Annotated in this window: 15 protein-coding genes and 1 tRNA gene; 9 read left to right on the top strand and 7 right to left on the bottom strand. The window is 61.6% G+C overall.

What is annotated here, in order from left to right:
* Positions 1 to 27: 27 nt before the first annotated feature.
* Genes V6L75_RS20365 through V6L75_RS20375 form a run of 3 tightly spaced genes read right to left on the bottom strand, consistent with a single transcriptional unit; the run spans position 28 to position 5272 of the window.
* The gene (locus V6L75_RS20365) at positions 28 to 3120 is read right to left on the bottom strand and encodes an efflux RND transporter permease subunit (protein ID WP_334253302.1); all 3093 of its coding nucleotides are present in this window, start codon (positions 3118 to 3120) and stop codon (positions 28 to 30) included.
* A complete protein-coding gene (locus tag V6L75_RS20370; RefSeq protein ID WP_334253303.1) occupies positions 3117 to 4202 on the bottom strand; it encodes an efflux RND transporter periplasmic adaptor subunit in 1086 nt (361 codons plus the stop codon). The genes V6L75_RS20365 and V6L75_RS20370 overlap by 4 nt, the downstream gene beginning before the upstream one ends.
* Entirely contained in the window at positions 4199 to 5272 is a 1074-nt protein-coding gene (locus V6L75_RS20375; RefSeq protein WP_334253304.1) for an efflux RND transporter periplasmic adaptor subunit, read from the bottom strand. The genes V6L75_RS20370 and V6L75_RS20375 overlap by 4 nt, the downstream gene beginning before the upstream one ends.
* Positions 5273 to 5384: 112 nt before the next feature.
* On the opposite strand from V6L75_RS20375, the gene V6L75_RS20380 reads away from it, so the two are divergent.
* Positions 5385 to 6002 (top strand): TetR/AcrR family transcriptional regulator, encoded by a 618-nt coding sequence (locus V6L75_RS20380; protein ID WP_334253305.1) that lies wholly within the window; start codon positions 5385 to 5387, stop codon positions 6000 to 6002.
* A 96-nt stretch (positions 6003 to 6098) separates the two neighbouring features.
* Here V6L75_RS20380 and V6L75_RS20385 read toward each other — a convergent pair whose 3' ends face one another.
* Complete coding sequence (locus V6L75_RS20385; protein WP_334253306.1) at positions 6099 to 7385, bottom strand: ATP-binding protein; 1287 nt, start codon at positions 7383 to 7385, stop codon at positions 6099 to 6101.
* Complete coding sequence (locus V6L75_RS20390; RefSeq protein WP_334253307.1) at positions 7378 to 8085, bottom strand: response regulator; 708 nt, start codon at positions 8083 to 8085, stop codon at positions 7378 to 7380. Before V6L75_RS20390 ends, V6L75_RS20385 begins: the two co-directional genes overlap by 8 nt.
* Positions 8086 to 8304: 219 nt before the next feature.
* Between V6L75_RS20390 and V6L75_RS20395 the strand changes: the two genes are divergently transcribed.
* The 7 genes from V6L75_RS20395 to V6L75_RS20425 all read left to right on the top strand — a co-directional run bounded on the left by V6L75_RS20395 (position 8305) and on the right by V6L75_RS20425 (position 13349).
* The gene (locus V6L75_RS20395; protein ID WP_334253316.1) at positions 8305 to 8946 is read left to right on the top strand and encodes an SH3 domain-containing protein; all 642 of its coding nucleotides are present in this window, start codon (positions 8305 to 8307) and stop codon (positions 8944 to 8946) included.
* Positions 8947 to 9022: 76 nt separating this feature from the next.
* Positions 9023 to 9406 carry an EF-hand domain-containing protein gene (locus V6L75_RS20400; protein WP_334253317.1) on the top strand — a complete coding sequence of 128 codons (384 nt, stop codon included), beginning with the start codon at positions 9023 to 9025 and terminating at the stop codon, positions 9404 to 9406.
* Positions 9407 to 9474: 68 nt separating this feature from the next.
* Positions 9475 to 9780 carry an EF-hand domain-containing protein gene (locus V6L75_RS20405; protein ID WP_334253308.1) on the top strand — a complete coding sequence of 102 codons (306 nt, stop codon included), beginning with the start codon at positions 9475 to 9477 and terminating at the stop codon, positions 9778 to 9780.
* A gap of 131 nt (positions 9781 to 9911) precedes the next feature.
* Complete coding sequence (locus V6L75_RS20410) at positions 9912 to 11036, top strand: HlyD family efflux transporter periplasmic adaptor subunit (protein WP_334253309.1); 1125 nt, start codon at positions 9912 to 9914, stop codon at positions 11034 to 11036.
* A complete protein-coding gene (locus V6L75_RS20415; RefSeq protein WP_334253310.1) occupies positions 11033 to 12211 on the top strand; it encodes an FtsX-like permease family protein in 1179 nt (392 codons plus the stop codon). Before V6L75_RS20410 ends, V6L75_RS20415 begins: the two co-directional genes overlap by 4 nt.
* A gap of 6 nt (positions 12212 to 12217) precedes the next feature.
* On the top strand, positions 12218 to 12940 hold the full coding sequence (locus V6L75_RS20420; protein WP_334253311.1) for an ATP-binding cassette domain-containing protein: 723 nt from the start codon (positions 12218 to 12220) through the stop codon (positions 12938 to 12940).
* 166 nt (positions 12941 to 13106) lie between these two features.
* Positions 13107 to 13349: a hypothetical protein gene (locus V6L75_RS20425; RefSeq protein ID WP_334253312.1), complete on the top strand. Its 243-nt coding sequence runs from the start codon at positions 13107 to 13109 to the stop codon at positions 13347 to 13349.
* Positions 13350 to 13460: 111 nt separating this feature from the next.
* On the opposite strand, the gene V6L75_RS20430 is transcribed toward V6L75_RS20425, so the two are convergent.
* A complete protein-coding gene (locus tag V6L75_RS20430; RefSeq protein WP_334253313.1) occupies positions 13461 to 14153 on the bottom strand; it encodes a DAPG hydrolase family protein in 693 nt (230 codons plus the stop codon).
* A gap of 90 nt (positions 14154 to 14243) precedes the next feature.
* On the opposite strand from V6L75_RS20430, the gene V6L75_RS20435 reads away from it, so the two are divergent.
* Positions 14244 to 14876 carry a TetR/AcrR family transcriptional regulator gene (locus V6L75_RS20435; RefSeq protein ID WP_334253314.1) on the top strand — a complete coding sequence of 211 codons (633 nt, stop codon included), beginning with the start codon at positions 14244 to 14246 and terminating at the stop codon, positions 14874 to 14876.
* A 291-nt stretch (positions 14877 to 15167) separates the two neighbouring features.
* Here V6L75_RS20435 and V6L75_RS20440 read toward each other — a convergent pair.
* A tRNA-Ser gene (locus V6L75_RS20440) sits at positions 15168 to 15257 on the bottom strand.
* Positions 15258 to 15735: the final 478 nt, after the last annotated feature.

Below are 15735 nucleotides of genomic sequence, written 5' to 3' on the forward strand. Positions count from 1 at the left end.
CTTCTCTGCCTTGTGATCTGACAGGCCTCAGGCATGCGCAGCGCCGTCCTTGTGCGCGCCGCCATGGGGCTCTGCCGGGCTGTCATCGCGCGGAATGCGGAACCAGGCCACATAGAGCGCCGGCAGGAACAGGAGCGTCAGCACCGTTCCGACCACGATGCCGCCCATCATGGCATAGGCCATCGGCCCCCAGAACACCTCTCGGGAGATCGGGATGAGCGCGAGCGTCGCCGCCGCTGCCGTCAGCATGATCGGCCGCATGCGGTGCTCGGTGGCCTCGATCACCGCCTTCCACGCAGGCATCCCCTCCTCCCGCAGGTGCTCGATCTGCACCACAAGGATGACCGAGTTGCGGATGAGGATGCCGATCAGGGCCAGAATGCCGAGAATGGCCACGAAGCCCATCGGCGCATTGCTGAGCAGCAGGGCCGCGACCACACCGATGAGAGCAAGCGGCGCGACGGCGAACACCAGGAACAGGCGGCTGAAGCTCTGCAGCTGGATCATCAGGATCGTGGCCATGATGAACAGCATCAAGGGAGCGACGGCCGCAATCGGCCCCTGCGCCTCGGCGCTGGACTCAACGGAACCGCCAATCTCGATGTTGTAGCCGGCCGGAAGTTCCTTCCGGAACTGCTCTACCTGCGGCTTCAACTGCTCCACAATCGTCGCAGGCTGGGTCGATCCGATCACTGCCGCCTTCACCGTGATGGTGGGGATGCGGTCGCGGGTGGCGATCAGCGGCTGTTCGACCTCGTAGCGGAACCGGGCGACCGTCGACAGAGGAATGGACTTGCCGCTGGTGCTGGGCAGTTGCAGGTTCTTCAGGGTCTCGACAGAATCCCTCTCCGAAGCCTGTGCCCGGCCGATGACATCGATCAGATAGATATCGTCCCGGACCTGCGTTGCCGAAGAGCCCTGGACGATGCTGCCCAGCGCCGAGGCAATATCCTGCGAGGAAATGCCGAGCTGGCGGGCCTTGTCCTGCAAGACGTCCACCTTCACCACGCGAATGGGCTCGTTCCAGTTATAGGCGACATTGGAAAGCAGCGGATGGGTGTTGAAGATGGTGCCGAATTTCTGCGCCAGCTGACGCACCTGCTGCACATCCGGGCCGCCGATACGGTACTGGACGGGCTTGCCGACCGGCGGTCCGATGTCGAGAAGCTTCACAAACACATCACTGCCGGGGAAGGTCTTTGCCACATAGGCCTGAAGATCCGCACGCAGCCGGTTGCGGGCCTCCAGATCCTTGGTGACGATGACGATCTGGCCGAACCACGGGGCCGCCGCCTGTACGTCATAGGACAGGATGAAGCGTGGCGCGCCCTGACCGACATAGGTCGACCAATGGTCGATATCCGGATTGCCGGCCAGCTTTTCCTGCTCCAGCTGGGCCATCTGCCGGTTGGTTTCGGCAATTGTGCTGTTCTGGGGCGTGTTCCAGTCGATGATCAGTTCGACGCGGTCGGAGGCCGGGAAGAACTGCTGCTGGACGAAGTTCATGCCACCAACGGAAAGGCCGAAGGCCGCGACAGTCAATATGATGGTGACCCAGCGCCAGCGCATGGCCAGCTTCAGCATCCAGGCAAAGGCCGCAGCGGTGCGCCCTTTTTTCTCGTGATGAGCCTTCATCGTTTTCGGCAGGATCGCCACACCCAGGAGGGGCGTGAACAGCACGGCCACGATCCAGGACACGATCAGCGACACAGCAATGACGACGAAGAGTGTGAAGGTGAACTCGCCCGCCGCACTGCTGTTGAGCCCCACCGGGATGAAGCCCGCAACCGTCACCAGCGTTCCGGTGAGCATCGGGAAGGCGGTGGAGGTATAGACGTGAGTGGCCGCTTTCCTGATGGTGTCACCCGCTTCCAGCCGCGACACCATCATCTCCACGGCGATCATGGCATCATCCACCAGAAGGCCCAGCGCGATGATCAGTGCGCCCAGCGAAATACGCTGCAGCGAAATGCCGGTGTATTCCATGAAGACGAATGTGATGGCCAGCACCAGCGGAATGGAGACCGCCACCACCAGGCCGGCGCGCATGCCAAGGCTGATGAAGCTGATCGCCAGAACGATGGCTACCGCCTCGAACAGGGCCTTGGTGAAGCCGGAGACAGCCTCCTCCACCACTTTCGGCTGGTTCGATACCAGCTCCACAGTCACCCCGACCGGCAGATCCCGGATGACACGCTGCAATTCGGCTTCCAGCTCCTCACCGAAGGTCAGGAGGTTTGCCCCTGCCTTCATGCCGATGGCAAGGCCGATGGCAGGCTTGCCCTTGAAACGGAACAGCGAAGACGGCGGGTCCACATAGCCGCGGCTGATCGTGGCAATATCCGTCAGCGGGAAGTAGCGGTCATTCACACGCAGGTTGATTGCCTTGAGGCTTTCTTCCGAGGTGAACTGGCCATTGACCCGCAGCGCGATCCGCTCGGCTCCGGCCTCGACGAAACCGGACTGGGTCACCGCATTCTGTGCCTGCAAGGTCTCGATGATCGCCCGCTGGTCGATACCAAGCGCTGCGATCTTGCGGGTGGAGAACTCGAGATAGATCACCTCGTCCTGCGCGCCCAAAATGTCGATCTTGCCGACATTCTCCACCGTCAGCAGCTTGGCGCGTGCATCTTCCACCAGATCGCGCAGCTGGCGCTGGGTCAGACCGTCCGACGTGAAGGCAAAGATGTTGCCATACACATCGCCGAAGGAATCGTTGAAGAACGGCCCCAGCACACCGCTGGGGAACTCGCCCCGGATGTCATTGATCATGTTGCGGACGCGTATCCAGTTGCCGGTCACGTCCTTCGCCTTTGTCGTCGGCAGCAGCTCCACGAAGATCGTGGTCTGGCCCGCCCGCGTTTCACTGCGGGTGTAATCCAGCGCCTCCAGCTCCTCGAGCTTACGCTCGATCCGGTCCGTCACCTGCAGCCGCATCTCCTCCGCAGAGGCGCCCGGCCACTGGGCACTAACGATCATGGTCTTGATCGTGAAGTTCGGATCTTCCTCGCGGCCGAGGTTGATGTAGGAGAAGACGCCCGCCAGCAGGAAGACGATCATGAAGTACCAGACGAGGGAACGGTGCTCCAGCGCCCAGTCAGAGAGGTTGAACTTCTTCACTTGACCGTCTCCTGATCAATTCGAATGGCCTGGCCTTCCGTGAGCATGTTCACACCTGCCACGACCACACGGTCGCCCGCCTCAAGCCCTTGCAAAACCGGAACCCGGCCGCCTTGGGCCGCCGTTTCATCCACGCTCACCTCGCGGGAGACCACCTTGCCAGCGGCCTCGTCCACCACCCAAACCGACCGCGCATCCCCTTCCGCGCGGATGGCGGATGCCGGAAGCCAGAAGCGGGCTTCAGAATGGACGTCGGCAAAGGCCATGATGACGGCACCCAGCCGCAATGCCTCGGGCGGGTCCACCAGTGTCAGCCGCACGCGGCGGGTGCGGGTCGCCCCGTCAGCCTCCGGGCCGATTTCTCGCACGATACCTTTCGCCTGGACCCTCGGATCCAGCTGCAGGGCGACATCGAAGACGGCACCTGGTTTCAGCTTGCCGCTGGCTTCCTCCGGGACATCAATCACCGCATCGCGCTCGTCCGGCTTGGCAACGGTCACCACGGTCTGCCCGTCGGTGACCACCTGCCCCACTTCCGCCGATGTGCCGGTGACAACCCCGTCGAATTCGGCCAGCAGGCGGGCATAGCCCAGCTGCTCCTGCGCCTTGTCCAGATTGGCCTTGGCCCTTGCCACCGCCGCCTCGGCAATCTTGCGGTCCTGCTCGGCCGTTTCGAAGGTGGCCAGCGCACCGGACTGGCGCTCGAACAGGGTCTTCTGCCGCGCCTCGGTGGTTATGGCATTGCTCAGCTGGGCATTGGCATTGACCAGATCGGACTGGGCGCTCTTCACCGCCAGTTCCAGTGACACCGGATCGATGGTGGCGAGCACATCGCCCTTGCGGACGATATCGGCCGTCTGCACATCGCGGGTGACAATGCGGCCAAGCACGCGGAAGCCATAGTCCGTCTCGACACGCGCCGCGACCGTTCCCGGCAGGGTCAGACGGGTGGCTGGAGCTTCTTCCACAAGCACGGACAGCACCGGACGCACCGGTTCAGCCTCTTCGGCCTCATGCGGTGTGCATGCCGCCAGCGAAAGACCGGCCAGCAGCAGGAATGAAAGACTGGCAGCGCGTCTCATTGGGCAGCCTCCTCAAAACTGACGGTTTCGCCCGGGCTCAGGAATTTGGTGCCATTGATGACCACCAGCTCCCCCTCCGTGACGCCTGAAGCGACCGTAAAGGCGCTGCTGCTATAGGCCAGCACTTCGACCGGGCGCAGCAAGACCTTGCGCTCTGCCGGGTCCACCACCCACACCGCCGTGCGCCCGCCATCCGAGGCCATGGCTGCGGCCGGAAGCTCGATCACAGGCACGGGCTGGTAGCTCAAAGTGGCCGTCACCGGGCTGCCCAGCCGCAGGGAAGCGGTTTCCTCAAGCTGCATCTTCACCCGGATGGTGCCGGTGGACGGGTCAATCGCCGGGGAGATTTCGCGGATGACCGCCTTGGCCGGAGTGCCCCCGCTCAAGGGCGAGACCAGCACCAGAGGTTCCAGCTTGCGGTCCAGAAAGACCGATTCATCCAGATTGAGCACCACGTCCAGCGGACCGTCATGGGCAAGGGAGAACACCTGCTGCGAGGCCTGCGCCACCTGTCCGACCTCGGCACTGCGGGCGGTAATGACCCCGTCCGCATTGGCCTTCAGACTGGTCCGTTCAAGCGCCTCGCGCGCCCGGCCTGCCTGTGCCTGCGCTGCTTCCACATTGGCCTGCGTGCGTGTCAGCTGCTCCTGGGCGCTGTCCAGCGAGGCCCGCGTGGTAACACCGCTTTCAAACAGCCGCTGCTGCCGGTCAAAAGCCTGCTGCGCCTGCGTGCGTTCGGCCATTGCGGAATTGAGCGAGGCAACGGCTACATCCAGATCCGCCTGCTGCTCGCTCGGATCGATCCGTGCCAGCACCTGTCCGGCGCTGACCCGGCCGCCCACATCCACCAGCCGCGCGATGATCCGGCCCGTCACCTGGAAGGCGAGGTTCGACTGCACCCGGGCGCGGATTTCCCCCGTTGCCGTCACTGTGTCCGGCAGGGTGGCCTCACGCACCCTCGCCACCTGAACCAGCCGCTCAGACTGCTGCTGCGGCTCATCCTGCGGCCCGCAGGCCGCCAGAAAGGCGGCCGCGAACATCCAGGGAATATATGTGGCTATCCGTCGCATGATCGCCCCTTCCAGAAAAGATGCAGCAAATTATTATTGACTGACTCGAAGGTCAATGAAAAAACAGCAATCAGCCAAATGCTGCGCAAAACAGAGATCCGGACCTGGAAGAATGACACCAAAGGCCAAACTCAGCCGCGCCGAACGCAAGGCCCTGCGCCCCGCCCAGATCTTGGATGCGGCCTTTGAGGAATTTGTGACACACGGCTTCACCGCTGCACGGGTGGAAGACATCGCGGAGCGCATCGGCGTGACCAAGGGCACGGTCTATGTCTATTTTCCCACCAAGGACGAGCTGTTCACCGCCATGCTCAATCACATTGCGGTGCCGCTGGAAGATCTGGCGGCAGAGACCCGCAGCCTCACCGGCAGCTGTTCGGAACGGCTGCAGCGGCTGATCCTGCTCAGCTACGAAAAGGTGGTAGAGGACCGGCGCATGCGCGAGCTGATGCGCTTCGTCGTTTCGGAGAGCAGCCGCTTTCCGCAGGTCATAGACCTGCACCACACCCAGTTCGTCGAGCCGCTGATGGACCAGATCCAGCACCTTCTCGACGAAGGCATCGCTTCGGGCGAATTCCGCAAAAGCCCCGCCGCCACCGCCAGCGTCATCGCAGGTCCCGTGCTGGCCATGATGGTCGAACATCTCATCTTCGCCGGCCGCCAGCCCATCGGCCTCGACACCCATATCGCCGGACATCTGGATCTGGTGATGGCGGGGTTGAGGGCGTAGAGGGCGGGACCCAACCTGCTCCGCCAATAAGCCATTATCCTAATTTAATAAAATCATACCTCATGGGTATGGCTGCGCCAGAGCAACAGGCCACACTCAAGCAACGGCCGCTTGTGGTATACGAATACGGACCGTGAATGACCCTTCGTTCTGTTCGAACTCCACGCCACCTTCGTGCGCCTTGGCAATCTGATGAACGATGGCCAGCCCGAGGCCGGTCCCCTCTCCGGCGCGCGCAGCATTCCCCCGTGCGAACGGCCGCATAAGGTCCCGCGCTTCTACGGGGGAGAGGCCGTGACCCGAATCCCGAACATCGATCAGAAGGTGCTCACCTTGAATCCGTCCGCATACGGTGATCGGAGGCTTTCCGTATCTGAATGCATTGGTCAGAAGATTGTCCAAGGCGCGCAGCAGGGCCATCTCCTTCGCCCGGATCACGGCGTCCGTTGGTGCGTCGAGCACGACGGCCACGGGGTCAGCACAGGACTCGATAGCCTGCTGCAACAGCGGCCGTAGCGGAACCGCCCGTGTTTCTTCCGTCTCGAACCCGCGGGCGAAATCGAGGAACTGGCACAGCATGCCTTCGATACGGATCACATTGCGCTCTGCCGCGGCGACAAGCGCGGGATCGGCCTCCTTGAGCATCGCTAGGGTCAGGCGCAGTTTTGTGAGGGGCGTGCGCAGGTCGTGACTAACCCCGGCCAGCATGAGGGCCCTGTCGGCTTCTGCCGCCTGAAGCCGCTTCGACATGTCCGTCAGCGCGTGGGACACCGCAGCGACTTCCCGGGGACGGGCGATATCGCTGTCATAGGCATCGAAAGGATTGGACATGCGTCCGACAGCGTCCTCAAGCCGCTTCAGCGGCAACGCAATCCGCCGTTGAAGCGCGATGCCGCCGGCCAGTGCTGCGATCAGGGCGATGCCAAATGCGATCAGGGCGCCGGTTACCGGATCGCTTGCGGGAATGGTCCTGAGCGACAGCCAGTATGGTTGATCTGCCGTGGCGATGCGGGTCCAGACGCGGCCCTCGGTATCGACCATCACGTCAGATGGCGCGATACCGTGACGCCCGGTCAGCACCTGCAGGAAGTAGTGTGTGAACCAGCTGCGTGGTGCGTTTGTGTGCTGCGGAGCAGTCTCTGCGACCAGAACACCAGGCGCTTCATCGCCCCGCAATGCCTCAGCAAACAGGATCTGCTGGAACGGATCCATCTGCGCAAAGGACAACTCGAGATTCCGGATGGTCTGTGCAGTATCTGAAGCAGAGCGTTCGATCTGGGGATGCAGGACAAGACCGGTGATCAAAACCAGCGACACCAGCAGTGCCCCCAGGATCGTAGCAACAAGAACCGCAACATTTTGCTTCAGAAGCGAGTCAAGCACCGCCGGACACCAATACGTAGCCTACACCCCAGACTGTCTTGATCAGTTCGGCCTCATCGGCCCGGTCGCCGATCGCGCGCCGCAGGCGGGCGACCTGAACGTCCACGGCGCGATCCGTGACTTCCGCATCGCGCCCGAGCGCGCGCTCGATCAGCTGGGAGCGGCTGAGCGGCCGCCCCCGGCTGCGCACCAGAGCAGCAAGCAGAGCGAATTCACGGCTGGAGAGCTTCAGAGATTCGCCGTTGCGCGTCACCGTTCGCGTCGACAGATTGATCTCGAGAGTGCCGACCGTCACGACGTCGTCCGGCGCCACGTCTCGCACGCCCCGGGTCCGTCGCAGCACTGCCGAAAGGCGGGCCACCAGCTCGCGCGGTTCGAAGGGTTTGGACAGGTAGTCGTCCATGCCGGTTTCGAGACCGACAATGCGGTCAATCGGATCGCCCCGTGCTGTAAGCATCAAGACCGGTGTCATGTCTCCGGCGGCGCGAAGGCGCCTGCAGATCGAGAGCCCGTCTTCACCCGGCATCATGAGGTCGAGAACGATGGCATCTGCCGGATTGCGCGACAGTTCCCGGTCAAGTGCCGCACCACCCTCCACGGCCCGGGTGTCGAAGCCATGATCCGACAGGAACCGGCGCAGCAGCGCGCGGAGCTCCGGGTCATCATCGACGACGATCACTCTGTCAGGTTTTCCATTCATGGGAGGATCCTATTGGTGCGCCGGAAACATGCAAAGCGCCAAGATATTTCAAAGTGTGACAGGAACCGCGGCCCGTAACATTTGGTCGTAACTTGCTCGGTTTTCGTAGCACCGCTGAAACACCGCTTCGACAGATAACGGCATAGCAGATGAACATCAGGTTCATCGGATATGGAGTTGATCATGCTGAAGAGAATAGTGGTGGTCCTGGCCGTGTTGATGGCCGGGATAACGGCCGCGTCAGCCTCCACCGTCGCGGTGTCGCGGGCAAACGTCAACCTGCGCGCTGGTCCTGCAACGAGCTATCCGGTCGTGACCGTCGTGCCGCAGGGTGCCAGCATCGTTACCCATGGTTGCGTGAATAGTTACACGTGGTGCGACGTCGCCTACGGCCAGCTTCGGGGGTGGGTCTCCGCCAGCTACATTCAGGTTGTCTACAAGGGCGGACCTGTCGTGCTGTCCGCCGCTGTTGCGCCTGCAGTCGGCGTGACTGTCGTTACCTATGACCGTGTGTATTGGAATACCCACTACGTGGCCCAGCCGTGGTACGGGTCGTGGTCATCCTACTACCGTCCCTATGCCCCTGCCGCGCCGCGGGTCGAATCATACAGCCGGAATGTGACCTGTGCCGACGGCAGCTGCACGGGGACACGTGCGGCCACAGGGATCTACGGTGGATCGACGAGCCAGACCCGCAACTGCGCAGGCGGTGAATGCAACGCGACGCGTGAGACAACCGGCCGCTACGGCAATACCGCTTCCCGCAACAGGACCTGCAGTGCCAACGACCGCAGTTGCAACATGACCCGCTCGGGTCCGTTCGGCGGCACGTCTACAGGCACCCGTACGTTTAACCGGTAACCTGTGCCTCGCCTCCTTGACCGGAATACCTACGCCACGTCACTGGAAGGGGAACGCTTTGGTCAGATTGATCATCATGGCCTTTGTTATGTCAGCGGGAGCGTACCAGGCCTCCGCGCAGCCGCAAGACCTGGTCCAGAACCTTCTTGCCAACTTCGAACGGGTCGATCTCAACGGCGACGGCTCAATCTCACGGGCCGAGTACCGCAAGGTCCAGGATGCGCGATGGCCGCAGATCGACCGAAACGGTGACGGCTTCCTCACCGTTGATGACTTCCCCAGCAACGCCGCCGGACGCGCCAAAGCGCAACTGGCGACGATCACCCATCTCGACACGGATGGCGACGGCCGGCTCAGCCAGAGCGAGTTCGTTGATGGAGAAGCGCCGTTGTTCAGCCGGGCGGACCGGAACGGAGACGGCGTCCTGATCCGGGCCGAACTGGAGGTGGCTGCCCGGTAATTCATTCACAAACCCAATTACCTGCAAATCATGCAAAATGGAGATTTAGAGATATGAAATACAATGTAATGGCACATCTGTTCCTTGCCGTTTCCACTTTCCTCGCCTTGCCACTGTCTGGCGTCCAGGCCCAGACAATGTCTGATGCCAACAAACAGAAACTGGCTGAGAACCTTGCCCAGGCAGATGCCAATGGCGACAAGGCGCTGTCTCGCACCGAATTTAACAATCTTCTGTTGCTCAACGCACAAGACAACATTGGCAGGGCAGCGCAGGTCGTCCGATTTGGCCGCCAGGATACGGCCTTCAACCAGATCGACGCGGACCGGAACGGCCTGGTGACCCAGCAAGAACTGCAAGCGCTCGCCCGATGAAACCGGCTACTCACCGCCCGGAAGACGTGGCCCAATCCAACTCCTTGCCGTTGCTCGACAACGGCAAGGAGCGGTCTTCGCCGAAACCCGCAATCCGGCGGCGGCCGCGTTGGTCTCTGAGGGTCCTGACCGTGTTTTTGACCTTGCTCATCGGCGGGGTTGGCGGTCTCTATTTCCAGGGCCCAGCCGTACGGGCGATCTTCGCCTGGACATCACTTGAGCCCGGTGCCGGTGCGCGCCAGCCGATTGCGCTTGCTGTTGACCGCATGCCGTCGCCTGAGCGCGTCGCCAAAATGGCAAAGGGCGACGTTGTTGCCCTCGGACGCTTGCAACCTGCTGGCGGGGTGGTTTCCGTGGCGCTGCCGCAGGGCGCGGGCGACGCCCGTATTGACCGGATCCTCGTCGACGAGGGGGATGCCGTTGCTGAGGGCGACGTGCTGGCGGTTCTGGACAGTCTCGCGGTCTTTGAGGCGGCCCTGACAAGCGCCGAAAGTACGCTGGCTATCCGTCGTGCTGTTCTTGCCCAGACCAAAGTTCAGGCATCTGCAACGAAAGCGGAAATTCTTGCGCAGATCAGAGGCGCCGAGGCCTCGCTCGCGGCGGCCGAGAGTGAGCTGGCGCGGGCTGGCACACTTCTGGACAGGGGGGTCCGGACACAAGCTTCTTTAGAAGATGCCCATCGTGCCGTGGACATGTCACGGGCTGAGCTTGACCGGTTGCGCGCGTCGCTGACACGGCATCAGCCCGGCCCTGACGGTCAACAGGTCGACATTGCTGTAGCAACGGCCGATCTCGCAGCGGCGGAAGCGGCGGTCGAGCAGGCGCGGCGTGATCTGGACCGGGCACGGGTGCTCGCACCGCGCGATGGCTCCATCATTGAAGTGGCCGCGCGCGCCGGAGAACGCCCTGCCGCAGACGGACTTCTGCGCATGGGAGAAACAGCGCGGATGGAAGCTGAACTCGAGGTGTTCCAGACCATGGTTCCCCGCGTTGAGGTCGGCCAGTCTGTTTCGTTGACCTCTGGAGTGTTGGGCAGTGAACCCCTCTCAGGGGTTGTTTCACGCATTGGAACACTGGTCGGGCGGCAGAACATCACTGCGGATGATCCGGCCGCCAACACCGACGCGCGCATTCTTCTGGTCACGGTTGCCCTGGACGAGGCGTCAAGTGTCCGCGCCGCGCGCTATGTCCATCTTGAGGTCATCGCCCGGATTTCAGCCGCCGTAGACGCATCCGAAGAAGGAAGCGGACTATGACGGCTTTGCTCACCCGCCTCTTTGGCCGGCTGCCGATTGGCTATCTGCAGCTCTTGCATCGCCCGGGCCGGTTGATGGCCGCCCTGGCCGGTGTCGCCTTCGCCAATGTGCTCGTCTTCGTGCAATTGGGGCTCGCAGGGTCCATGGCGGAATCGGTCGCCATTCCCTACAGGCTGTTCCAGCCGGGCCTCCTGATCGTGTCCCCTGCAGAAACAGAGACCCTGTCGGATGCCGCCACTCTTCCGCGTCAGCGTCTGTTCCAGGCGCTTGTACACCCGGACGTAACGGGCGGCACGCCCATCTATATGGGCCGGTCGACCTGGATCTCCGGCCATGATGCATCGTCTTCGATCCAGTTCTTCGGTTTAGCGCCGGATGCCGGGGTTTTCTTCGACGGCACCCTGGCTGATCCACTGATCAGTCTGTCCCTGCCCGACACGGCACTTGTCGACACGCTGACGCGTTTTGTTGACATGCGCAGCTTTGCTGGCGCGGCTCCAGAGTCTCCGGTCCCGTTCGAGATACAGAACCGCCAGGTCAGCGCAATTGGAACCGTGTCGATCGGCGGCGGGTTTGGCGGTGACGGTGTCTTCCTCGTCTCGGATCAGACGTTTTTCCATCTGTTTCCGCAGCGCAGCTCCGCCACCCCAAGCCACATTCTGCTGGCGCTTGCACCAGGCGCCGACCCCAGGCGGGTTGCCGCAGAACTGGCGCAGATCTTTCCGCCCGATACGGTCCGGATCCGTACGGTGGGCGAAGCGATGGAGCACGAGATCCGCTATCAGATGACCGAGCGTCCGACCGGTCTGATCTTTGCCTTCGGCGTGGCCATCGGGGTCGTGGTGGGGATCGTGATCGCCTATCAGGTGCTGTCGGCCGATGTCGCTGACCATATCCGGGAGTACGCTACGTTCAAGGCAATGGGGTTCCGCCAGGGCTTTTTCGTCGGGATCATCCTCGAGGAAGCGATCATTCTTGCGGCCATTGGCTTCTGGCCGGGTCTGGCGTTTTCGCAGCTCTTCTACCAGTCACTGGCATATCTCACCAACATCCCGATCTTCATGACGCCTGAACGGGCTGCTGCCGTCTTCGTCGGGACGATCATTGCCTGCGTCCTGTCCGGTGTTCTGGCCATGCGCAAACTCGCCGCCGCCCAGCCGGCCGACCTGTTCTGAGGCCCCATGACAGACGCAGCCATTTCAGTCAGAAATCTCGACCACTTCTTCGGTGAGGGCGAGGCCCGCAAACAGGCCCTGTTCGATATCAACCTGGAGATCCGGCGTGGAACGCTGACAATCCTCATGGGACCGTCGGGCTCGGGCAAGACCACGCTGCTGACCATCATGGGGTGTCTGCGCGAGGTGCAAGCTGGCAGGATCCGCTTGCTGGATGAGGAACTATCCGGTTCGGACGAGACCTGCCGTACCGGCATGCGCCGGCGCCTCGGCTTCATCTTCCAGGCCCACAACCTGCATGACAGCCTGACTGCCAGGCAGAACGTCATGATGGGCCTGCAGGTCCATGGAAGGGGGGATACGGCAAAGCAGACGCAGGCGGCAGATCATCTTCTGAGACTGCTGGGTCTTGGGGAGCGGATGGACTATCGTCCAGCAAACCTGTCGGGCGGGCAGAAGCAGCGCGTTGCCATCGCACGGGCGCTGGTGTCGAACCCCGACATTATCTTTGCAGATGAGCCGACGGCCGCGCTCGACAAGATCAGCGGCATGGCGGCGGTGCGCCTGTTCAAGGACCTCGGCCGCGCCCGCGGCACCACGACAGTGATGGTCACTCACGACCCGCGCATCCTCGATCTGGCAGATCGCGTGGTGACGCTGGAAGAGGGCAGGATCGTGGCCGATCGAGCCGGAGCAGGTGAGCTCCGGGAAAGGGCCGAAGTTCTCTGAAGCGCAAATCACCTTCATCCTGCGTCAATCCGGTGAAGGGGTTCCTATTCGTTGAAGCCAGCCGTAAGGCCAGCCTCACTGAGGCGGCCCTTTACAGACGTCGCGTCCGGTATGGCTGGAACGGCTGATCCTGCTCAGCTACAAAAAGGCGGTGGAGGAACGGCGCATGCCCGAACAGATGCGCTTCGCCGTTTCGGAGAGCAGCCGCTTTCCGCCCGTCATCGGCATGCACCACACTAAGTTCATCAATCCGCGGATGGACCAGATCCAGCACCTTTCCGGCGAAGGCACCGCCTCAGTCGACTTCCGCAAAAGCCCCGCCACCAGCGTCATCAGCCTCGACACGTATACTGCCGGGCATCTGAATCTGGTGATGCCGGGCCAGCCAATAGGCTCAGCCATTTATTGATCCAGATGCCCGTCAGATCTGTGCTGACAAGTCCAGCCACCCTGAAGACCAGAAGGACACTGTCGATCCGGTCATAATGAGGTGGATGCTGTGAAGCGGACAGCGCCAATATTACCACATAGGCGGGACATCCTCGCGATTGGCCGGATCTGCCCAGTAAAGCGATGGCAGGCAGCGCGAAAGGTAGCCAAATTCGCTATAGCAATGCTGAAGAAGGCCAAGACCGATTTCGTCGGCAACAGGGCGTCCATCGACCGGAGCAAGAAGAAAACAGCTCCTTAGCACCGCCCCGAATGGGGTATCGCGCAAGACGTGTACCATTACGCCTTGCTGCGGATCACCGTCAGGATCAAGCACAACATCATGGCCAAACCCGATCCTTGCGGCAATTGCAAGCGATACGTTGCCTGACTGGAGTGCAGCAGCATAAGCATCGGACGAGAAAGCTTCCACTGGGTCATGGAAGCGAATAACCGCCGCGACGGGAGGAATATCCCCCAAAGATTCCACAGCCCTGATTGTCGCTCCGACGTAGTTTTTTGCCTTTTGCCATTGCGAGTTCCAGCCACCGTGTTCGACGTGATCAGTAGGATGCCACAACAGCAAATGTTGAGTAGTATCAAATTCTTTGAACCACCAATCCAGCATCTTGCCGTTGCAGTTCGCAAGCTCGGTGCGAACCTCGACACGCAATACGTCGCCAGTCAGGCGCTCGATGCCGGTCTCAATGCGCAAAGGGGCGGGTACCAGCATTGCGTCGAGTTGCAGAGACGTTTTATCAAAGCGATCCAGAAGCGGTGCCATTGCAACCTCCATAAAATTAAGAAACGCATATCGTTTCTTAATTTGACCTATTGCGCATCACCCTAGGTGTCAAGCGAAAAGGAATTTGACGTGGAACTCGAACGACGAAGCCGTGGCCGGCCTGCGGTCCCAGAGGCTGTTGTCCAGGAACGCATTGTCGCCGCAGCACAACGTCTCCTGTCCAGCGGCGGGGCCGCGGCGATGACAATGGAGAGCGTTGCAGCGGAAGCCGGAATCGCAAAGAAAACGCTGTACCGGTTTGCCAGTAGCCGTGCGGACCTGATTGGTCTGCTCGTGAACAGTTGGATTGCACCCATTTTCCCGCGATTTGAAACCGACCCGGCAGACTTCGGGGCAGCTCTGGGGCATATCCTGTCTGAGATTGCCCATGCCGTCCTGAGCCGGGATGCTGTCGGCTTGTTCAGGATGCTGGCCAGCGATGCTGATCTTCGTAGTCGATTTCTAGCAAGTTACAATGCCAATGGTATTCAGCAATCGCGTACAGCGTTGGCGCGATGGCTAGACCAACAGGATCGGGCAGGTCGGGTCCAGTTGCCAATCCCTGCGGAGAGGGTCGCCGACCTGCTGCTCTCGGCCACGATTGCCGAACCGCTGCGGCAGATGACATTGGGACTGCTCGAGCCACTGCCTGCATGGGACATCGCCCCGCGCATCTCCGATGCGGTGCGGCTGCTTGGCCCTGCAGCCGGTAGCGCGAAGTGATTCCGCTTTTTGTGAAGGCGAACCAAAAGGTTGGCGATGACTCGGAAGTAACTGCACTTCTGCACAGGATCGTGTGCCGGAGACGCCAATTATCTGATCAAGGAGCGGCGCGTAATCCCCGTCATAGGAACGACCAAGGCCCGCTAACAGGAAAGCAAACCGGAAAATTTAATTAACCGGGCCAGAGACAAACTTTAAGCTTACACGCAAGTACTCTGACTGCCGCTATCCCAAACCTATGGGGCTGCATAGCTTATTGCTAAGGGCGTTTTTTAGCTGCTCAGAGGATAATGGCGGAGAGGGTGGGATTCGAACCCACGGTACGGTTGCCCGCACAACGGTTTTCGAGACCGTCCCGTTCAACCACTCCGGCACCTCTCCGCGGCACACGTCAAACGTGGTCTCAAGTGGCGCGGAACATAGACAAGGGGCCCGACCCCCGCAAGAGGCAATTTCGGCTTTTGCCGGTTTTTTTGCCATCTGCAGGCGGGACCGGCAGAAAGCCTTGAGCAGCAAGGGGTTGAGGGTGTTTCGCGCTCGCCGTACTGTGGCAGGGGCGCATGCAAGAAAGACAGCAGACGCCACCTATCCCGGCAGGCGGCTCCACTGAGCAGGCCGCATTGGGCCAGCACACAGGGCGTCACCCCGGGCGCAGCGAAGCGAAGACCCGGGGCCTACTCGCTTGCAGAGTGATGAGTATTGTCTTCTTTAGACCGGTCTGCACCGGACAGGTGCTTGCCGCGAAGACCTGGCGCAACGGCGCCCCTCTGCAAGCGAGTGGTCCCCTGTGTATCGAAAGTCTGTCATTGTGATTGCGGGACGGAGGCCGTTGGGCCCCTGATCTTGAAGACCGTGAGCC

Origin of the sequence: Pannonibacter anstelovis, assembly GCF_036881715.1 — a bacterium.
In the GTDB taxonomy this organism is placed as follows: Bacteria; Pseudomonadota; Alphaproteobacteria; order Rhizobiales; family Stappiaceae; genus Pannonibacter; species Pannonibacter anstelovis.